This window comes from Xenorhabdus doucetiae (genome assembly GCF_000968195.1).
Classification (GTDB): Bacteria; Pseudomonadota; Gammaproteobacteria; order Enterobacterales; family Enterobacteriaceae; genus Xenorhabdus; species Xenorhabdus doucetiae.
Map to the genome: position 1 here is coordinate 2827036 of NZ_FO704550.1, position 21901 is coordinate 2848936.

The following is a 21901-nucleotide window of genomic DNA, read 5'->3' on the forward strand; positions in this document are numbered from 1 at the left end:
CTCGTAAGACGAAAACAACTGATTATCTCCCCGCAACGCGGGGAGATAATCAATGTATCTTGAAGTACGACGATATAGCCAGAATCTCAGAGGAAAACATGAAAAAATTGATTGTCGGGCTGACCGGAGCAAGTGGTGCGATTTATGGTGTCAGGTTACTGCAAGTTTTGCAGTCAGTAGAGGGCATTGAAACGCATTTGGTCATTAGCCAATCGGCTCGGCAGACTCTGGCATTGGAGACGGATTATACTTTGCGAGAGGTACAGGCGCTGGCTGATGTTGTCCATGACAATCGTGATATTGCCGCCGCCATTTCCTCTGGATCTTTTAAAACATTGGGTATGGTCATTTTGCCCTGTTCCATAAAAACCCTGTCAGGTATTGTGCATAGCTACACGGATGGCTTAATGACCCGTGCCGCAGATGTGGTTTTAAAAGAGCATCGCAAGTTAGTGTTGGGGGTAAGAGAAACCCCCTTACACTTGGGGCATCTGAGATTAATGCTACAGGCAGCAGAAATTGGGGCGGTGATCATGCCGCCTGTTCCCGCATTCTATCATCGCCCTGAACATATTCAGGATATCATCGACCAGACGGTTAACCGTGTGCTTGATCAGTTCGATATTGACTTGCCAGAAGATCTGTTTAGCCGTTGGCAGGGAGCTAAACCCATTGGGGATAGTGACTAAGTGATAATGATGCTGTTGCGAATCAATCACAACAGTATCATTAGATCGGCGGAGACAAAAATTAGCCTGCATGGTCTTTTGCTTTTATGACATCTTGCAAGGCTTCTTCCAGTTGAAAATAACGGAAACCAAATCCCGCTTCTTCCAGCTTCTGAGGGATAGCTTGTTGACCACCTAAAACTAATTCTGCGGCTTCTCCCATCATCGCTTTTAATACAAAGGCGGGAATGCGCATAAAAGCCGGGCGGTGCAATACACCTGCGAGTGTGGCACTAAACAGCTCATTATGGACAGGATAAGGCGATGTCATATTAAAGGGGCCCTGTAGCCCAGGTGATACCAACAAGTAATAGATACCATTAACCATGTCATCAATGTGTATCCACGGCATATACTGCTTACCATTGCCGATTGCGCCACCTAAACCCAACCGGAACAGTGGCAGCATTTTTTGCAGCGCCCCGCCTTTTGGTGCCAATACAATGCCCGTGCGTAACAAGCATACACGGGTTTTATCACTTTTGGCCTGTAAAGCAAGCTGCTCCCAACGTTCACAAAGCTGATGGGCAAATTCATTGTGTGGGAGATCGCTTTCGGTAACGACGGATTGCCCTTGATCGCCATAATAGCCAACGGCTGAACCGGAAATAAATACCGATGGTGGAGACTCACTGGCCTTAATGAGATTGCTCAATTGTGCCGTAATTTGCCAGCGGCTTTGGCAAAGTTTCCTTTTTTGTTTCGGTGTCCATCGCTTATTGACAATAGGCTCGCCAGCAAGATTAATAACCGCATCAAAGCCGTTGAGATCGCGCTGGTCATTTAATGTTATCCAGCATTCAACGCGATCAGAAAACAGAGAATACACTTTTTGTGGTGAACGACTCAAAATGGTGACGGAATGGGAGAGCGAAAGGAGTTGGCAGATCAAGTGATGACCAATCAACCCGGTTCCCCCCGTAATTAAGATACGCATAGCCACCCCCTGTAACAAAAGGTAATCGTGTATTTGACTATAACAAGGGATGACTTAAGTGACAGCGAAATATGCTGCTATCTGTTATCAATATCAAGTTTTATACTTTCATAGGCGGCTTGTGTCGCAGGGCGTTGCCTGATCTTATCCAGCCATTTTGCAACCGCAGGATAAGCCTGCAAATCGATTTTTTGGTGTTCATAGCATTTTGCCCACGGATAAGTGGCGATATCAGCAATGCTATACTCGTTTCCACCAAGATAGGCGGTTTTTTCCAGTTGGGTATTTAGCACCTTATATAAACGCTTTGATTCTTCCACATAGCGATTAATGGCATAGGGAACAACTTCTGGAGCATAGTGATTGAAATGGTGATTTTGACCGAGCATGGGGCCAAAGCCGGCAACCTGCCAAAACAGCCATTGCAATTGTTCGGTACGTTCACGCAAATCTTGACTTAATAGCTGGCCTGTTTTGTTTGCCAGATAAAGTAAAATGGCACCTGATTCGAAGATAGAGATAGGTTCTCCCCCGCCGGTGGGTTGATGATCGACAATGGCCGGGATCTTGTTATTGGGAGCGATGGCAAGAAATTCAGGTTTGAACTGTTCGCCGGTATTGATATTGATCGGGTGGATGGTGTAAGGAATGCCGACTTCTTCAAGAAAAAGGGTGATCTTATAGCCATTTGGGGTTGGAGCATAGTATAGATCTATCATATAACCTCTAGTAATAATAACTGATAAAAAATGTACCAGAGTTACCTTACCACCGTTTGTCGATAAAATGTTATAAATTTACTGCAAAAACTAACAGGTAACGCATTGATAGAAGGCTTTTAGGATAATGAAAGAAAAACCAACAAACATTGAATGGATTGATATCGTCAATGAAGACAATGAAGTCATCGCGCAATCGACTCGTCAGCAGATGAGAGCACAGAACTTGAGGCATCGTGCAACTTATATTGTCGTACATGATGGAATGGGCAAAATACTGGTTCAGCACCGTACAGAAACGAAAGATTTTTATCCGGGAAAATTAGATGCAACGGCAGGTGGTGTTGTGACGCAGGGCGAAACTTTTCTTGATGCTGCCAAGCGGGAAGCTGAAGAGGAGTTGGGGATTGCAGGCGTTCCTTTTGCCGAACATGGTCTTTTCTACTATGAAGAGGACACTTGCCGGATATGGGGTGGTTTGTTCAGTTGTGTTAGTCATGGCCCATTTGCTTTGCAGGAAGAAGAAGTCACCGCAGTTTACTGGTTAACGCCGGAAGAAATTACCGCCCGTTGTGATGAATTCACCCAAGATTCACTAAAAGCGCTCTCTTTATGGTTGGCGCGTAACAATCAAATAGAATCGTTTTTAAATTAAAGAAGAGTGTTTATGGATTAAAGAGTTGATATGGAAAAGCTCATGTATTCTGTGCTTGATAAGTATGGTGATATTTATTGCAGGGATAAAGATTTTCCATTGGTATTAAGGAATTATTTAAAACAGGGGTGTGTATATTTACGATACCTACCCCTTGTTTTAATTGGTCTTAATTTATTATTTCACTTTTTCTTTTATTGATGGTCAGAAAATTTTTCCAAAAAGAATTTAAAGTGATAGCCATCTGCTTTTTCAAACCGCATATGGGGCGGTTTTGTCTCATCATAAGCAACAATATCAAGGTCAGTACCATTATATTGAAAATAGACTGCACCTTGAGTAACAGGAATATTACTCTGATTAAATATCACGACGGACGTAACGTATAGCTGATGATCTTTTGGTATTAGACCAACAATTTCATAATCCCCATCTGAATAACAATCTACTGCGTTGGGGATGGTATAAGTTTGGATATGTGCTCTGAATCTTTGATTTACACCTGATTCGTTAATTAATTTTACTGCCAGTAGATCACGGTTTGAAGGCGATACAATAAACTTTGTTAATCCTTGAATATCGCTGATATCGGGTTGGCTTGTATCCCATTCACGATAAATTTGCCCAGGCTCACTGTCAGTGCTATGTCGCCAGGCGAATATGATAGAGCCTGTTCCAATTTCAACGGAAAAAAATTTATCGTTTAATGGTGTACCCGCTAAATTGACTTCTGTACTATTTTCTGGATATTCATAGGAAGAACCCGCATAATTTTTTTGCGTATAAAATATAGCGCCATTAGTTAATTTTTCTTTGGACATAATAGGTTTTATCCTTATGTTCGGTTACCAAGTTAAATAACTAGAATAAGAGGATTGGTTTATATGTCAAGATAATGGGCGGCTCTTATATTGAGTGTTGTCTTTAAAAAACATTCATGTTTGATTTTATGTTGTATTATATTAATAAATGATGGCGTTTAAATTTGTAATGTTTTTTTGCTCTGTTTTTTATAACCGCACTGTTTATTCAAATAAATAATACTTGATTGTGTTGCCCCGCTTCCAGTTGATCAAAAAAGTCATCACCATTGACCCGCTTGCCTGCTTCCATATCCGCTTTGGCTTGAATTGCCCTTAATTGCAACAATTGCAATTTGAATAATTCGACACTTTGATATTCATCCATAGAAACAACTACCGCGACGGGTTTACCGTTCTTATTTTCCGATAACGAAAAAACCTCGTTAAAAATAACGAGGTTTATTATCAGATAAGGCTGCCAGAAACGTTGTGGGGTTATTTACCTGATTTATTCACCCCGGCTATAGCCGATGCTAAACCTTGTACAAAAGGTTGACGCATAAGGGTGATGTGATCACCCGATAACGTTTCGGAAATAACTTCCCCAGTCACCAGCGCTTCCCATCCATCAATCATGCTCTCGGCAGAGATATCGTGTGCTTCGTACTGTTGATTATCGCTGGCCAGAAACAGGTGGAGTGTCCCGGTATAGCGCTCTTGCGGCTGATAAGTCGTCAAAGAGTGAGCCTTGAACACGCTTAAATAGGTGGCGATTTCCTTAGGTTCAACTTGAGGCGGTAACAGTTCCTCTTCAATCAAACGAAGTCGCAAGCTATCGAATTGCTCTTCTTCTGTTATGGATTGGAATTCTTCCTCGGTAAAGTTTTCTTCTGCGCCCGCCAATGCCGCCAGCACATTGCCAAACTCGGCCAGCCAGCGGCTGTCAGACCATTCGGACTCGACCCTTTGGGTTAAGCTCTCAAGGGGCGATTCGCTATCGACTACAGCCAGTAAGCCAATGTTTTCCCCCTGTTGGACAAGCTGTCGCGCCATTTCGAATGCAAGCCAGCCACCGAAAGAGTGCCCGCCCAGGTAATAAGGGCCGTTTGGCTGCACTTTCTTAAGGGAGTCGATCATGATGCCGGCCATTGCCTCAAGGCTTTGTGGGGGAGCGCTGCGCCCATCCAACTCTGGCGATTGCATGCCCCAAACGGAGTAAGTCCCTTCCAGTGCGGTCGCCAATTCCCGCAAATAGAGCACATGCCCTCCGGCACCGGGCGCAAAGAACAGCGGCGTTGCTTTGAGGTTCCGTGACAGACCAACCATCGCACCAACAGCGATATTATCTTGATCTTCAATGGCGCTGGCTTGATCTTTGATGGTCGTAAATGTCATTAATCTCGCCATCATATTCTGCGGAAGCCCCAGTTTTTCGACCGCCAAAGAGCCGGCTTTCAGGATCAGCAACGAATGCCCGCCCAATTCAAAGAAATGGTCATGGCGGCTGACACGTTCTAACCCAAGCAGCTCTTGCCAGATCTGAGCCAGTGCCGTTTCAATCTCGCCTTGGGGCGCTTCATAATCGCGAACCACAATGGCGGATTGATCGGGAGCAGGGAATGCCTGACGGTCGATTTTGCCATTAGCCGTCAGCGGAAAAGCATCAAGGGTGACAAATGCGCTCGGCAGCATATATTCGGCAAGATGTTGAGCGAGTTGCTGACGCAGTGCACTGGGGCTCAGTTTTACCCCGGATTGAGGCTGAATATAGGCGATGAGACGCTTATCATCGGGTGCAGTTTCCCGCACAAGGACAATCGCTTCCTGCACGCCCTGACACTGCACCAGGCGGGTTTCGATTTCCCCCAGTTCAATGCGGAATCCACGCAGCTTAACCTGAAAATCGTTGCGTCCCAGATACTCAATCGTGCCATTGGGCAACCAGCGCCCCAGATCCCCGGTTTTGTACATGCGTGCATCGGGTTGTTGGCTGAACGGATCAGCGACAAATTTCTCGGCGGTTAAATCGGGGCGGTTCAGATAACCACGGGCAACACCGGCACCACCGATATAGATTTCACCACTGACTCCCAGAGGAACCGGCTTGCCAAAGGTATCCAGAATATAAATCCGCGTGTTGGGCAAGGGATAGCCAATCGGGATGTTATCGGTGATATCAGCCAATTGTTGGCCATCGGCTTTGACTGTGCCATCCATTTTTAATGTGGTCGCAATCACCGTGGTTTCGGTTGGGCCGTAAGAGTTGATCCAACGGCAAGATTGCGTTGCCGGCATCGATTGCCAGTTCTGTAAATGGCGCAGTTCCGCTTTTTCTCCGCCGACGATAACCGTGTGCAGGTATTTGCCGAAGCCACTGCGTTCCGCCATCATCTCTTGTACCCATTGATGCCAGAAGGCCGTAGGCATATCTATAATGGTGATTTTCTGCTCATTTAACAGCTCGACAAACGCTTTATCCGGCACCCTGATATGCGGTGGGCGCAGAACCAGTGTCGCACCGGATGCCAGCGTCGGGAAAATATCCGAGACCGAGGTATCAAACGCGATAGTGGCAAATTGCAGGATACGATCCCCCAATTTAGGCTCGCTGGTCTGCTGTTGGGCATGGATAAAGTTCACCACATTACGGTGCTCCAGCATCACGCCCTTGGGCTGACCTGTCGAGCCGGAGGTATAGATAACATAGGCCAGATGGTGTGGCTGGAGTCCCATTTGGCGGGCATCAGGGTTATGGTCCGGCTGTTTTGCCACCTGATTTTGGTGGTACTCATCGTCCAGCAACCAGACCGGGATATCTTGGGTTGGCAAGCGTTCCTGCAAATGTTGCTGAGTCAGCAATAACACCGGCTTGCTGTCTGACAACTGATAGGCCAAGCGTTCGGCCGGGTATTCCGGATCGAGGGGAACGTAACCCGCACCCGCTTTCAGGATAGCGTACAGGCCGATGATCAGCGCCGGACTGCGATCAACACAGATAGCAATGCGATCATCGGGGCGCACGCCGGATGCAATCAGATAATGTGCCAGTTGGTTGGCATGGCGGTTCAGTTCTGCATAACTCAGTTCGCTCCCGCCAAATACCAGCGCTACGGCATCCGGTGTCTGTTCTGCCTGCTGTTCAAACAGTGAGTGGATTAAGGCCGCTTGCGGATGCCCGGCAGCGGTATCATTAAATGTTGCCAGTAATTGCGTGCGCTCTGCCAATGGCAGAATATCGATAGATTGGAGCGGTTGTTAGGATCATGTTGCAGTGCGGCCACAATACCTTTCAGCGCCATGTTGACATAAGCATTAATCCGCACCGGATCTACTTTCTGGCTGCATTGCGCGGTAAGCTCGAACCCGTCATCAAAATCATCCACATCCAGCGATAAGGGATAATTGCTGCGCTCTTCGCTGTCCAACACCTGAATACCTTCCCAGGCGGTTGCCGCGACGTGTTCATCTTCACGCGGGCTGTGGCGGAAATTCAGCAGGCTGTTAAACAGCGGCAGTGACGCCTGAACCCCGCTGCAACGCTGGGCAATCGCCAGCGGTGTCTGTTCGTGATCCAGTAATTCACTTAAGAATTGATAAGTTTCCTGTACCGCCTGTTTAACGCTGCGCCCTTGTAACTTAACGCGGACAGGCAGGGTATTGATAAACATACCGAGCACTTCGGATGCCCCGATCCCCCCCTGCAAGCGCCCCAACAGCACAGTGCCGAACACCACATCGTCACGCCCGCAGAATTGGGCCAGCACGTGTGCCCAAGCCACATGGAACAGCACCGCTGAACTGATGCCTTGCTGACGGGCGCAATCCCGGATTTGTTGTGCCAGTGCGTTATCCAGCGTGAAGATATCTTCGACGATGTGATCGTGCTCATCGCGCGGGTTCCCTTGTACATCCAGTAAGCCGAACGGCAGCGTGGGCTCTTCCACATCGCCCAGCCGTTGCCGGAAATAGGCTTGATGGGTTTCAATCGGCACTTTACGGATTTGGGCAATAAAATTGCGGTAAGGCAGCGGCGTCGGCAGCGTCTCTTCTTTGCCCAAGAGCAGGGACTGGACTTCGCTGAACATCATTTCCAGTGACAGATGGTCACAGACCAGATGATGATGCAGCAAACTCAGCCACCACCGATCGGCGTCGGGATCGTTGGCGATATAGGCAGCCAGTAACGGCGCTTGGGTAATATCCAGGCGGATTAAATCCGGATCGGTGAGACGCTGCAATTGCGTTTCGGCGCTTTCGCCGGCGGATAATGAAACCTCAGTAATGGGCAGCGGGGCATGACGGTAGACAACTTGTACCGGTGCCGGCAGTTCGTGCCAGTGGAAAGCGCTGCGCAGAATGTCATGGCGATTAATCACCTGTTGCAGCGCCTGCAAGAAGCTATCCAGCCGTGTCCGGCGGTCAAAGTTCATCAGAATATTTTCAAGATAGGTGTCACCGGTTTCTGCCAGCAAATGGTGGAACAGAATCCCTTCCTGCAATGGCCCAAGGGGGTAAATATCCTGAATATTGGCGACGCCGCCCGGTACGTGGGCCACGATTTGGTCAATTTGGGGCTGCGTTAATGCCACCAAGGGCAGACTATTCGGGGTAATGATCTGGCTGTCTTCGCGGATCAGATTCGGCGGAATGGTCAGGGATCCGTTTCTTGATCACGGCTCTGGCTTAAGCGGGCGCCCATGGCTGCCAGCGTGGGTGCCGAGAATACCGCACTGACATCAAGGGACAGCCCTTGTTGGCGCAACTGTTCGATCAGGCTGACCACCAGCAGGGAATGCCCGCCCAGTTCGAAGAAATGGTCATGGCGCCCGACCTGTTCCAGATTGAGCAGGGATTGCCAGACTGCCGCCAGTTTCTGTTCAGTTTCCCCTTGTGGCGCTGCGTATTCACGGCTGACAATGGCGCTGCGATCCGGCGCCGGCAATGCCTTGCGATCCAGTTTACCGTTGGCGGACAGCGGGAAAGCCTCCAGCATGACAAATGCGCTGGGCAACATATATTCCATCAGCCGGCTACCCAGTTGCTGGCGCAGATCGGCCGGTTTCAGCGTGACACCGGTTGCCGGGATGACATAAGCGACCAGCCGTTTGTCGCCGCTTTCTGCTTCGCGGGCGATCACCACCGCATCGCTGACGCCTTCGCAGGTGACCAGTTGCGCCTCAATTTCGCCCATCTCAATGCGGAACCCGCGGATCTTGACCTGAAAATCGTTGCGTCCCAGATATTCAATCGTGCCGTTGGGCAGCCAGCGCCCCAGATCGCCGGTTTTATACATGCGCGCATCAGGTTGTTGACTGAAGGGATCAGCAACAAATTTCTCGGCGGTTAAATCAGGGCGGTTTAAATAACCGCGGGCAACGCCGGCACCACCGATATGGATTTCGCCGCTGACACCCAAAGGAGCCGGTTGTCCGAGTGCGTCCAGAATATAAATGCGCGTATTAGGCAGTGGGCGGCCAATCGGAATATTGTCACCCGAATAGGGCACTTGTCGGTTATCCACGGTCAGCGTGGTGGCAATCACCGTGGTTTCGGTCGGGCCATAAGAGTTAATCCAGCGGCAGGATTGGGTTTCCGGACTGGACAGCCAGCTTAGCAGGTGGCGATGTTCGGCTTTTTCTCCGCCCACAATAATCGTGTGCAGATAGGGGCTGAAACCACTGCGACCCGCCATCATCTCCTGCACCCAGTGATGCCAGAAAGCGGTGGGCATATCGATGATGGTGATTTTCTGTTCACGCAAGAAGGTGACGAACGTCATATCTGGTATGCGGATATGGGGCGGACGCAGAACCAGTGTCGCACCGGATGCCAGCGTCGGGAAGATATCCGATACTGAGGTATCAAACGCGATGGTGGCAAATTGCAGGATACGATCCCCAAATTTAGGTTCGCTGGTCTGGCGCTGGGCATGGATAAAATTCACCACATTGCGGTGCTCCAGCATCACGCCCTTGGGCTGACCTGTCGAGCCGGAGGTATAGATAACATAGGCCAGATGGTGTGGCTGGAGTCCCATTTGGCTGGCATCAGGGTTATGGTCCGGCTGTTTTGCCACCTGATTGTGGTGGCTCTTATCGTCCAGCAACCAGACCGGGATATTTGGGGTTGGCAAGAGTTCCTGCAAATGTTGCTGAGTCAGCAATAACACTGGCTTGCTGTCCGCCAGTTGATAAGCCAAGCGTTCGGCCGGGTATTCCGGATCGAGGGGAACGTAACCTGCACCGGCTTTCAGGATAGCGTACAGGCCGATGATCAGCGCCGGACTGCGATCAACACAGATAGCAATGCGATCATCGGGGCGCACGCCGGATGCAATAAGTTGGTGTGCCAGTTGGTTAGCATGGCGGTTTAGTTCTGCATAGCTTAATTGCCTGTCGCCAAATATCAGCGCGGTGGCATCTGGTGTCCGCACTGCCTGTTGTTCAAGTAGTTGGTGGATTAACCCTGCTTGCGGATATTCGACGGCGGTAGCGTTAAAGGTTGCCAGTAATTGTGTGCGTTCAGCCAGTGACAGGATATCAATTGACGCGATGGCTTGCTCAGGGGCATGGCGCAGCGCGGCTACCATCCCTTCCAGCGCCGTATTCATATAGGCATTGATCTGTGCCGGATTAATCTGCCGGCTGCATTGTGCGGTCAGTGAGAACCCGTCATCAAAATCATCCACATCCAGCGATAAGGGATAATTGCTGCGCTCTTCGCCCTCGATTTCCTCAATGCCTTGCCAGGCGATTGACGCGGCATGTTCATCTTCACGCGGGCTATGGCGGAAATTCAGCAGGCTGTTAAACAGCGGCAAGGGCGCCTGAATGCCGCTGCAACGTTGAACTACGGCCAGCGGTGCCTGTTCATGTTCCAGCAGTGTACTTAATTGCTGATAGGTTTCCTGCACCGCCTGTTTAACGCTACGCCCCTGTAACTTAACGCGGACAGGCAGGGTATTGATAAACATGCCGAGCACCTCGGAAGCGCCGATCCCCCCCTGCAAGCGTCCCAACAAGACAGTGCCGAATATTACATCGTCCCGTCCGCTGCACCGCGCCAGTACCTGCGCCCAAGCGACATGGAACAACACGGCGGCACTCATGCCCAATTGACGCGCGCAATCACGCAGATCTTGAGCCAGTTTGTCATCTAACGTGAAGACGTTTTCAACTATCTCATTGAGGCTGCTACCTTGTACGTCAAGCAAGCCGAATGGCAGGGTGGGTTCTTCCACATCGCCCAATAATTCACGGAAATAGTTTTGGTGAACGTCTAACGGCACGTTGCGGATCTGCGCGATAAAATTACGGTAAGGTAACGGCACGGGTAAATTTTCGCTTTCGCCCAACAACAGGATTTGTATTTCACTGAATATCATATCCAGTGAGACGTGATCACAAACTAAGTGATGATACAGCAAGGAGAGCAGCCAGCGTTCGGAAGCCGGATCTTTGGCGATATAAGCCGCCAATAATGGCGCTTTGCTAATATCCATCCGTATTGCACGGGGATCAGTGAGACGGCGTAGCTGGGTTTTGGCGGGTTCTGTCGCCTGTTCTTCCGCTGATAACGTCAGTTCAATGATTGGCAGCGCGGCCTGACGATAAACAACCTGTACAGGTTTAAGCAGTGCTTTCCGGTGCACGGCACTGCGCAGAATATCGTGCCGGTTGATCACCTGTTGGAGTGCCTGCAAGAAACTGTCCAACCGTGCCCGGCTGTCGAAAACCATCAAATGGTTGTCCAGATAGAGATCGCCTTCCGTTTCCAGCAAGTGGTGGAACAGAATACCTTCCTGCAAGGGTCCCAATGGATAGATATCCTGTACGTTGGGGATACCGCCTGTGACATGGGAAACAATCTGGTCGATCTGGTCTTGGGTCAGTGTCACCAAGGGCAGCATATCCGGGGTAATGACCGCACTGTCTTCCCTGATCAGATTAGGCGGCACTTCCGGTATGGCATTCTGTGTGGCATTAGCTTGGGTGCTAGGGTGATCGATAAGGGCGCTCATTGCTGCCAGAGTAGGTGCCGCGAATACGGTACTGACATCGAGGGACAGGCCGTGGGAGCGCAATTGCTCAATCAAATTAACTACCAGCAGGGAATGCCCGCCCAGTTCAAAGAAATTATCCTGGCGCCCGACCTGTTCCACATTGAGCAGGAGTTGCCAGATGGCCGCCAGTTTCTGTTCGGTTTCCCCTTGTGGGGCTTCGTATTCACGGCTGACAATAGCGCTGCGATCCGGCACCGGCAGTGCTTTGCGATCCAGTTTACCGTTGGCAGACAGCGGGAAAGCATCAAGAATAACAAACGCACTCGGCAGCATATGCTCCATCAAGCGGGTACTCAATTGCTTACGTAATTCAGCCGGATTGAGTGTGCTGCCGGTTTGTGGGATCAGATAAGCCACCAGCCGTTTATCACCCGTTTCTTCTTCACGGGCAATCACCACGGTATCGCTGACACCTTCACAAGCAGCCAGTTGCGCCTCAATTTCGCCCATCTCAATGCGGAACCCGCGGATCTTGACCTGAAAATCGTTGCGTCCCAGATATTCGATCATGCCGTTGGGCAGCCAGCGCCCCAAATCGCCGGTTTTATACATGCGGGCATCAGCGTGTTCACTGAACGGATCAGCAACAAATTTCTCGGCGGTTAAATCAGGGCGATTTAAATAACCACGGGCAACACCAGCACCGGCAATATGGATTTCGCCACCGACGCCGATCGGCACAGGCTGGCCTTGCGTGTCCAGAATATAAATCCGCGTATTAGGCAGTGGGCGGCCAATCGGAATATTGTCACCCGAATAGGGCACTTGCCGGTTATCCACGGTCAGCGTGGTGGCAATCACCGTGGTTTCGGTCGGGCCATAAGAGTTAATCCAGCGGCAGGATTGCGTTTCCGGGCTGGACAGCCAGCTTAGCAGGTGGCGATGTTCGGCTTTTTCGCCGCCCACAATAATCGTGTGCAGATAGGGGCTGAAACCACTGCGACCCGCCATCATCTCCTGCACCCAGTAATGCCAGAAAGCGGTCGGCATATCCATAATGGTGATTTTCTGCTCACGCAAGAAGGTGACAAACGTCATATCCGGCACGCGGATATGCGGCGGACGCAGAACCAGTGTCGCACCGGATGCCAGCGTCGGAAAAATATCCGAGACCGAGGTATCAAACGCGATAGTGGCAAATTGCAGAATGCGATCCCCTATTTTAGGCTCGCTGGTCTGCTGTTGGGCATGAATAAAGTTCACCACATTGCGGTGCTCCAGCATCACGCCCTTGGGCTGCCCCGTGGAACCGGAAGTGTAGATGATATAGGCCAGATGGTGGGGCTGGAGTCCCATTTGGCAGGCGTCGGGATTATGGTCCGGTTGTTTTGCCACCTGATTTCTGTGGTTCTCATCGTCCAGCAACCAGACCGGGATATTTGGGGTTGGCAAGCGTTCCTGTAAATGTTGCTGAGTCAGCAATAACACCGGTTTGCTGTCTGACAACTGATAGGCCAGACGTTCAGCAGGGTATTCCGGATCGAGGGGAACGTAACCCGCACCCGCTTTCAGGATAGCGTACAGGCCGATGATCAGTGCCGGACTGCGCTCCGCACAGATGGCGATGCGATCATCGGGTCGAACACCGGAAGCGATTAAATGATGCGCCAGTTGGTTGGCATGGCGGTTCAGTTCGGTATAGCTCAGTTGGCTGTCGCCAAATTCTAATGCCGTGGCGTCAGGGGTTTGTTCTGCCTGTTGTTCAAACCGTTGATGGATTAATAAGGTTGGCGGCAGCGGGCAGGCGGTATCATTAAAATCCACCAATACCTGAGCGCGTTGCGGTGGCTGCAAGAGTGGCAAACTGTCCACCGGTTGAGCATCATCGTTAACCATGGCCGCCAGCAGGGTTTGCAGGTAACTGGCAATACGTTCAACGCTGGCATGATCAAACAGGTCACTGGTATATTCCAGCCCGCCGACTAAACCCGTTTCGCTGTCACTCAGGGAGAGGGACAGATCGAAATGTGCGCTGTTTTCGGCCAGATTGATTTCACTGATCGTGGTATCCGGCAAGGCGACATTTTGCTGGCCTGGGGTATTATCCACTGACAGCATGACCTGAAAAATCGGGCTGTAGCTGAGGCTGCGCGGGGGTTTGAGTGCTTCGACCAACTGTTCGAACGGCAAATCTTGATGTGCATAGGCTTGCAGCGCATGGGCTTTAACCCTGTCCAGCAGCGTGCTGACTGTTGGATTGTCATCTAATTGAATTCGCAGGGCCAGTGTGTTGACAAAGAATCCGATCAACGGCTCCAATTCGCTGTGTTGCCGGTTAGCCACCGGTGTACCTATCACCAGATCTTTCTGCCCGCTCAGGCGGGAAAGTAAAATCGCCCATCCCGCCAGCAGCGTCATAAACAGGGTTGTCCCGTGGCGCTGGCTCAGGCTGCTTAATCCGGCACTTAATGTCGGTGACAGGGCGATATCGACCGATCCTCCGGCATAACTCTGTTTCTCCGGGCGTGGCCGGTCAGTCGGCAGTTCCAGCAAAGCGGGTGCATCTTGCAGCGCTTCTCGCCAGAAACTGACCTGTTTTTCCAGTCGCTCGCCCTGTAACCACTGCCTTTGCCAAAGGGCGTAGTCCGCGTATTGCAGTGTCAAGGCGGGCAGGGGATCATCCCGGCCTTCGCTGAACGCATGATAAAGTGTGGAAAGTTCGTGCATCAAGATGTTGAGAGACCAGCCATCGGAAATAATATGATGCTGGGTTAACAACAGGATATGTTCATTTTCCGCCAGCCGCAGCAGACAGCCCCGGATGAGGGGGCCTTGGGCAAAATCAAAGGACTGGTGGGTTTCCCGCTGGATGGCCTCTTCAATGGCGGTGGGTTGCTCTTGCGCAGGTAACTGGCTGAGATCTTCCACGGCCAGAAAGAAGCCGCTATCGGGTTCGCTAATCACTTGCAGGGCCTGGCCTGCGACCACTTTGATAGTGGTGCGCAGAATTTCATGACGGGCGACAATTCTGTCCAGTGCGGCTTGCAGGGCAGCCAGATTCAGATCGCCTTGCAGACGCAGGCCACCCGGAATGTGATAGGCCGTTTGTGCGGCCGGATCTAATTGTGCCAGAAACCATAAACGCTGTTGTGCCCAAGACAGCGGGAGCGTTTGCTGGTCGGCGCTTCTCGGTACAATGTGCCTTTTTTCCCCGTCCTGCCCCTTGTCGCCAGTCTGACTCTTTTTGATGCGTTGGTTAATTTTTTTCTGGAGTACCGCTTGTCTTAATTCAAGTAGGCTTAGCTCTTTTAGGCTTAGTTCTTTGTTACTCATTTAATTCACTATCTCCATTTAATAGGGCACGCAGTTCATCTTCAGACAAGTTCTCTAATTCTTTTTGCAGCGATTCGAGATCGTCTTGGGCGAAAAAGGTTTCAATCTGTTTTGATGTGATAAGTTCAGCGAGTTCAGCAAGTTCCGGATGGGTAAAAATGTCCTGTATGGATATTTCAAGCTGGAATTCATCACGCAATCTTGCCATGAGCTGAATGATGGATAAGGAGTTGCCGCCTAAATCAAAAAAGCTGTCGTGACGTCCGATTTGTTCTAATCCCAATAAATTCTGTAGGATGGCGGCAATCTGCTGTTCAATTTCACCTTGGGGCGCTGCATATTCACGGCTGGCAATGGCGGTGCGATCCGGTGCCGGCAATGCCTTGCGATCCAGTTTGCCGCTTCCGGTCAGCGGGAAAGCGTCCAGCATGACAAATGCGCTGGGCACCATATAGCTGGCCAGACGGCTACTCAGTTGTTCACGCAGGTGATTGGCATCGGGCGTAAAGCCGGATTGTGGGATGACATAAGCGACCAGCCGTTTGTCGCCGCTTTCTGCTTCACGGGCGATCACCACCGCATCGCTGACGCCTGCACAGGCGGCCAGTTGCGCCTCAATTTCGCCCATCTCAATGCGGAACCCGCGGATCTTGACCTGAAAATCGTTGCGTCCCAGATATTCGATCATGCCGTTGGGCAGCCAGCGCCCTAAGTCACCGGTTTTATACATACGGGCATCAGCGTGTTCATTGAACGGATCAGCAACAAATTTCTCGGCGGTTAAATCGGCTCGGTTCAGGTAACCCCGTGCAACGCCGATGCCGGCAATATGGATTTCACCGCTGACGCCGATCGGCACCGGCTGGCCTTGCGTGTCCAGAATATAAATCCGCGTATTGGGTAGTGGGCGGCCAATCGGAATATTGTCACCCGAATAGGGCACTTGCCGGTTATCCACGGTCAGTGTGGTAGCAATCACCGTGGTTTCCGTCGGGCCATAAGAGTTAATCCAGCGGCAGGACTGAGTTTCGGGACTGGAGAGCCAGCTTAGCAGGTGGCGATGCTCAGCTTTTTCACCGCCCACAATAATCGTGTGCAGATAGGGACTAAAACCACTGCGTCCGGCCATCATCTCCTGCACCCAGTGATGCCAGAAAGCCGTCGGCATATCGATGATGGTGATTTTCTGCTCGCGCAAGAAGTCAACAAATGTCGTATCCGGTACTCTGATATGTGGCGGACGCAGAACCAGTGTCGCACCGGATGCCAGCGTCGGGAAGATATCCGAGACCGAGGTATCAAACGCGATAGTGGCAAATTGCAGAATGCGATCCCCGCATTTAGGCTCGCTGGTCTGCTGTTGGGCATGGATAAAATTCACCACATTGCGATGCTCCAGCATCACGCCCTTGGGCTGCCCCGTCGAACCGGAGGTATAGATAATGTAGGCCAGATGGTGTGGCTGGAGTCCCATTGGGCGGGCATCAGGATTATGGTTCGGCTGTTTGGCTACCTGATTGCGGTGGGCTTCATCATCCAGCAACCAGACCGGGATATTTTGGCTTGGCAAACGTTCCTGCAAATGTTGCTGAGTCAGCAATAATGCCGGTTTGCTGTCCGCCAGTTGATAAGCCAGACGTTCGGCCGGGTATTCCGGATCGAGGGGAACATAACCCGCACCCGCTTTCAGGATAGCGTACAGGCCGATGATCAGCGCCGGACTGCGCTCGACACAAATCGCCACGCGGTCATCGGGGCGCACGCCGGCTGCAATAAGTTGGTGAGCCAGTTGGTTAGCATGACGGTTCAGTTCGTCGTAACTCAGTTGGCTATCGCCAAACACTAATGCGGTGGCATCAGGCGTCTGTTCCACTTGTTGCTCGAACAGTGTGTGGATCAGCCTGTCTTGCGGATAGGCCAGCGTCGTATCGTTGAAAGCCAGCAATAATTGGTTGCGTTGTTGCGGTTGCAGCAGCGGTAACGCTTGCACGCGCAGGGAATCATCTGCCACCATCGCGGCCAGCAGGGTTTGCAGGTAGCCGGCCAGCCGTTCAATGCTGGCGCGATCAAACAGATCACTGGCATATTCCAGTTCACCGACTAAACCCTTCTCGGTTTCGTTCATGGAAAGCGACAGATCGAAATGGGTGCTTTTTCGGACTAATGGCAGTTCATCCAGTACTAAACCCGATAATTCAAGAGATTGCTGTATTGGTGTGTTATCCAGCGCGAGCATAACCTGAAATATTGGGCTATGACTCAGGCTACGTGGCGGTTGCAGCGCTTCGACCAGTTGCTCGAATGGCAAGTCTTGATGGACATAGGCGGCCAGTGCATGGGCTTTGACTTGCGCCAATAGTGAGCTAACCGTGGGGTTATCTTCCAGTTTAACCCTGAGCGCCAGTGTATTGGCGAAGAAACCGATCAACGGCTCTAATTCGCTGTGCTGCCGGTTAGCGATAGGTGTACCAATCACAATATCGTGTTGACCGCTGATACGGGAAAGCAAGATTGACCATGCGGTCAGCAATGTCATAAATAAGGTGGAATTGTGGCGTTGGCTCAACGTTTTTATGCCATCACTTAATTCAGGTGACAGCGTCAATGCCACCTGATCCCCGTGGTAGCTCTGAACTGCAGGGCGTGCTCTGTCTGTCGGCAGCTCCAGTAAAGCAGGGGCACCTTGCAGTGCTTCTCGCCAGAAATTGACCTGTTTTTCCAACACCTCACCTTGCAACCATTGCCGTTGCCAGAGGGCATAATCAGCATATTGTATTGTTAGTGCAGGCAGTGGATCGTCTTGTCCTTGAGTAAAAGCATGGTAGAGAGTGGTCAATTCGTATATCAGGACATTCAGTGACCAGCCATCCGAAATCATGTGGTGCTGAGTTAACAGCAGGACATGTTCATCATGGGTGAGTTTCAGCAGTTGCCCGCGAATTAAGGGCTCAAGGGCAAAATCAAACGGATGGTGAGCTTCAAACTGGGCCGCTTCATCAATGGCTGCCTGTTTTTCTGCCTCCGTTAACGGGCTGAGATCGCTAAGGGTTAAATTAAAACCACAATCCGCTTCGGCAATCACTTGTTGCGCTATGCCGTCTTCCATTTTAATCGTGGTGCGCAGAATTTCGTGGCGTGCAACGATCCTGTTCAACGTCGCTTGCAGTGCGTTCAGGTTTAGCTGACCTTTCAGACGCAATCCGCCGGAGATGTGATACGCCGTCTGGGCGGCAGAATCTAACTGTGCCAGGAACCACAGACGTTGTTGTGCCCAAGAGAGTGGCAGCTCCTGTTGTCGGTCGGCGGGTAAGATCACCGGCTGCGCGGGTGGGGAGGATAAATGCTGCGCGGGCTGGCTGGCGGTACTCAGTAATTGTGCCAAATCGGACAAAATGGGATGCGTGAACAGTGCCTGCAAATCCACGCCGGTATTAAAAACCTGACGTAAGCGGGAAGCCATTTGCACTGTCAGCAAAGAGTGTCCTCCCAACTCAAAGAAATTGTCGTGGCGTCCAACGTGTTCCAGCCCCAGCAGGGATTGCCAGACGGCTGCCAGTTTCTGCTCAATTTCCCCTTGCGGGGCTTCATACTCGCGGCTGGCAATCGCAGACCGATCCGGTGCCGGCAATGCTTTGCGATCTAACTTACCACTGCCGGTCAGCGGGAAAGCCTCCAGTATGACAAAGGCACTGGGGATCATGTGCTCCATCAAATGGATGCTCAACTGTTCACGCAGATGGGAAGGGGTGAGCGTAACATTAGGCTGGGGCAGCAAGTAGGCCACCAGACGCTTGTCACCGGCCGAGTCTTCACGGACAATGACCACAACATCTTTGACACCGTCACAAGCGGCCAATTGTGCTTCGATTTCGCCCAATTCAATCCGAAAGCCGCGTATTTTGACCTGAAAATCATTGCGTCCCAGGTATTCAATATGACCGTCTGGCAGCCAGCGTCCCAGATCGCCGCTTTTATACAGACGGGCACCGGGTTCTTCGCTGAACGGATCGGCGACAAAACGTTCTGCCGTCAGTTCCGGAAGGTTCAAATAACCCCGGGCGACGCCGGCTCCCCCAATATAAATCTCCCCGCTGACCCCGATGGGAACCGGTTGACCCAGGGGATCGAGAATATAGAGGCGGGAATTGGCATTGGGACGGCCAATGGGAATGTTGTTCACGACTTCGCAAGAGTCATCCCCATTCAGTATCAGTGAAGTCACGATAACCGTGGTTTCCGTTGGGCCATAGGTGTTGATCCAGCGGCAGAATTGCGTTTCCGGTAACGATTGCCAATCCACCCAATGGCGGTGTTCTGCTTTTTCACCCCCGACAATAACCGTATTCAGGTAAGGGCTGAAACTGGTGCGATCGGCTTTCATCTCCTGTACCCATTGGTGCCAGAACGCCGTCGGCACATCCATGATGGTGATTTTCTGCTGCTGTAAAAAATCAACAAACTCGTTATCCGGCACGCGGATATGCGCAGGACGCAGGACTAACGTCGCGCCCGCGGCCAGTGTCGGGAAAATATCAGACACGGAGGTGTCAAATGCCATCGTCGCAAATTGCAGGATGCGATCCCCCGGCCGGGGCTGACTGATTTGATGTTGGGCGTGGATAAAATTGACCACATTGCGATGTTCCAGCATCACGCCTTTAGGCACGCCGGTCGAACCGGAAGTGTAGATGATATAGGCCAGATGGTGTGGCAAAAGCCCTAACTGGCTGGCATCAGGATTGTGTGTCGGCTGTTGTGCTACCGTATTGCGGTGAGTTTCACTATCCAGCAACCAGACCGGCACCTCCGTCAGCGGTAAACTCGCCTGTAAATGTTGTTGGGTCAGTAATAACCTCGGCGTGCTGTCTGACAACTGATAAGCCAGCCGTTCGGCAGGGTATTCGGGATCGAAAGGAACGTAACCCGCCCCGGCTTTGAGGATCGCCAACATGCCGATGATCATCTCCGGACTGCGTTCGACACACAGCGCCACGCGATCGTCCGGGCGTATGCCAAAGGCAATCAGGTGGTGTGCCAGTTGGTTAGCCCGCTGGTTCAATGCGGCATAACTCAGTTGGCTATCTTGATACACCAAGGCAATCACATCAGGCATTGATTCTGCTTGCTGCTCAAACAGTTGGTGGATCAGCTTATCCTGCGGATAGCTGAGGGCGGTATCATTGAAATCGACCAACACTTGGTTACGCTGTTGGGGGGTCAGCAGCGGCAGTTCAGCCACTCGTTGGCTGTCATCCGCCACCATCGCGGCCAGCAGGCTATATAACTGGCTGACCAGACGTTCAATCGTCGCGTGGTCGAACAGATCACGGGCATATTCCAAATCACCGACTAAACCGTTTTCCGTCTCATCCAGCGTGAGAGTCAGATCGAAATAAGCGCTGTTTCTGATTAATGGCCGCTCATCCAGTACCAACCCCGGCAGGTCGAAATGCCGGGGTCCCGGCGTATTGTTGGTTGCCAGCATGACCTGAAAAATCGGGCTATGGCTCAGGTTGCGCGGAGGTTGCAAAATTTCGACCAATTGCTCGAAGGGCAGATCTTGATGGGCGAAGGCATTGATAGCTTGTTCTTTCACTTGTGCCAAGAGTTCACTGACACGGGGGTTATCGTGCAATGGCACCCGCAATGCCAACGTATTGGCAAAAAAGCCGATTAAGGGAGCCAATTCAGGTTGTTGGCGATTGGCAACGGGAGTACCAACCACAATATCATCCTGACCGCTGATACGGGAGAGCAAGACCGCCCATCCCGCCAATAACGTCATAAATAAGGTGGTGCCATGGCGCTGGCTGAGTGCTTTCAAACCGGCCTGCAATGCGGGAGGCAGAGCAATATTAACTCGTCCGCCGAGATAGCTCTGCTTCGCCGGGCGTGGCCGATCCGTGGGGAGTTCCAGCAGTGCGGGCGCGCCTTGCAGGGTGTTACGCCAGAACTCAACCTGTCTTTCCTGTGCTCTTTCCTGTACTGCTTCCTGTAACGCATTTTTCTGCCAGAGAACATAATCCGCATACTGAATGGTCAGGGCTGGCAGGGGATCAGGCTGCCCTTGGCTGAATGCGCGATAAAGTGTGGACAATTCGTGCATAAAAACACCAATTGACCAACCATCAGAGATAATATGATGCTGAGTTAACAGCAGGATATGCCGATCTTCCGCCAGTTTCAGCAATCTTCCCCGCGCCAGCGGGCCATTGACTAAATCAAAAGGATGATTGGCCTCAAGATCGGCCGCTTTCTCAATCGCGGCCTGTTGTTCCGCTTGTTGTTCTGAGAATAATGGGCTGAAATCTTCTTGTGTCAGGGAAAAGCCACAACCTGCATCACTAATGCGTTGTTGTGCTTCCTCTTCTACCGTCACAATCGTAGTACGCAGAATTTCATGGCGTGCGACAATACGATCCAAGGCCGCTTGCAAAGCGGGCAGATTCAGTTTGCCTTGGAGGTTCAACCCCACCGACATATGGTATGCCGCTTGTGCGGCAGGATCTAATTGAGCCAGAAACCATAAGCGTTGTTGTGTCCAAGATAATGGTATGCCGTTATCCCGCGGCTGGGCGGTGATGGCGGTTTTTTGCGCCGATTGGCGGTTCAGTTTGGCTGCTTTAGCTAACTCAAGGAGTCTTCTGCGTTCTGCTAAGGGTAAAGATGAAAGCTCGTTATTATTCATTTGATTATCACCACTTAAAACAAGGTAAAGTAAACG

At 51.3% G+C, this 21901-nt stretch carries 9 protein-coding genes and 1 pseudogene; 2 read left to right on the plus strand and 8 right to left on the minus strand.

Annotation, left to right across the window (positions count from 1 at the left end; translation table 11 throughout):
• Window positions 1-98: 98 nt before the first annotated feature.
• Window positions 99-689 carry a UbiX family flavin prenyltransferase gene (locus tag XDD1_RS12275; RefSeq protein ID WP_045971547.1) on the plus strand — a complete coding sequence of 197 codons (591 nt, stop codon included), beginning with the start codon at window positions 99-101 and terminating at the stop codon, window positions 687-689.
• 61 nt (window positions 690-750) lie between these two features.
• Here the strand turns inward: XDD1_RS12275 and XDD1_RS12280 are convergent, their stop codons facing one another.
• Both XDD1_RS12280 and XDD1_RS12285 read right to left on the minus strand, forming a co-directional pair.
• The gene (locus XDD1_RS12280; protein ID WP_045971549.1) at window positions 751-1665 is read right to left on the minus strand and encodes a TIGR01777 family oxidoreductase; all 915 of its coding nucleotides are present in this window, start codon (window positions 1663-1665) and stop codon (window positions 751-753) included.
• Between the two features lie 77 nt (window positions 1666-1742).
• Window positions 1743-2384, minus strand: coding sequence for a glutathione binding-like protein (locus tag XDD1_RS12285; protein ID WP_045971551.1), 642 nt, complete (start codon window positions 2382-2384; stop codon window positions 1743-1745).
• A gap of 127 nt (window positions 2385-2511) precedes the next feature.
• Here XDD1_RS12285 and yfcD point away from each other — a divergent pair, with 127 nt between their 5' ends.
• Window positions 2512-3039, plus strand: a complete 528-nt coding sequence (gene yfcD, locus XDD1_RS12290) for an NUDIX hydrolase YfcD (RefSeq protein WP_045971553.1) — start codon at window positions 2512-2514, stop codon at window positions 3037-3039.
• A gap of 194 nt (window positions 3040-3233) precedes the next feature.
• Here the strand turns inward: yfcD and XDD1_RS12295 are convergent, their stop codons facing one another.
• The 6 genes and pseudogenes from XDD1_RS12295 to XDD1_RS12310 form a co-directional block, all read right to left on the minus strand.
• Window positions 3234-3860 carry a beta/gamma crystallin domain-containing protein gene (locus tag XDD1_RS12295; protein WP_045971555.1) on the minus strand — a complete coding sequence of 209 codons (627 nt, stop codon included), beginning with the start codon at window positions 3858-3860 and terminating at the stop codon, window positions 3234-3236.
• 208 nt (window positions 3861-4068) lie between these two features.
• Entirely contained in the window at window positions 4069-4227 is a 159-nt protein-coding gene (locus tag XDD1_RS19455) for a hypothetical protein (RefSeq protein ID WP_148886055.1), read from the minus strand.
• A gap of 110 nt (window positions 4228-4337) precedes the next feature.
• Window positions 4338-7010: pseudogene (locus tag XDD1_RS19995) on the minus strand (non-ribosomal peptide synthetase); the annotation flags it as partial.
• A complete protein-coding gene (locus tag XDD1_RS20000) occupies window positions 6998-8431 on the minus strand; it encodes a condensation domain-containing protein (protein ID WP_339373441.1) in 1434 nt (477 codons plus the stop codon). The pseudogene XDD1_RS19995 and the gene XDD1_RS20000, both read right to left, overlap by 13 nt.
• 62 nt (window positions 8432-8493) lie before the next feature.
• Window positions 8494-15177, minus strand: a complete 6684-nt coding sequence (locus XDD1_RS20005) for a non-ribosomal peptide synthetase (protein ID WP_231854407.1) — start codon at window positions 15175-15177, stop codon at window positions 8494-8496.
• Window positions 15170-21865: a non-ribosomal peptide synthetase gene (locus tag XDD1_RS12310; RefSeq protein WP_084721024.1), complete on the minus strand. Its 6696-nt coding sequence runs from the start codon at window positions 21863-21865 to the stop codon at window positions 15170-15172. The genes XDD1_RS20005 and XDD1_RS12310 overlap by 8 nt, the downstream gene beginning before the upstream one ends.
• Window positions 21866-21901 lie beyond the last annotated feature (36 nt).

Bases quoted from the DNA above. Each gene is read 5' to 3' on its own strand.
- XDD1_RS12275 (WP_045971547.1), top strand. From the start codon at position 99: ATGAAAAAATTGATTGTCGGGCTGACCGGAGCAAGTGGTGCGATTTAT.
- XDD1_RS12280 (WP_045971549.1), bottom strand. From the start codon at position 1,665: ATGCGTATCTTAATTACGGGGGGAACCGGGTTGATTGGTCATCACTTG.
- XDD1_RS12285 (WP_045971551.1), bottom strand. From the start codon at position 2,384: ATGATAGATCTATACTATGCTCCAACCCCAAATGGCTATAAGATCACC.
- yfcD (WP_045971553.1), top strand. From the start codon at position 2,512: ATGAAAGAAAAACCAACAAACATTGAATGGATTGATATCGTCAATGAA.
- XDD1_RS12295 (WP_045971555.1), bottom strand. From the start codon at position 3,860: ATGTCCAAAGAAAAATTAACTAATGGCGCTATATTTTATACGCAAAAA.
- XDD1_RS19455 (WP_148886055.1), bottom strand. From the start codon at position 4,227: ATGGATGAATATCAAAGTGTCGAATTATTCAAATTGCAATTGTTGCAA.
- XDD1_RS20005 (WP_231854407.1), bottom strand. From the start codon at position 15,177: ATGAGTAACAAAGAACTAAGCCTAAAAGAGCTAAGCCTACTTGAATTA.
- XDD1_RS12310 (WP_084721024.1), bottom strand. From the start codon at position 21,865: ATGAATAATAACGAGCTTTCATCTTTACCCTTAGCAGAACGCAGAAGA.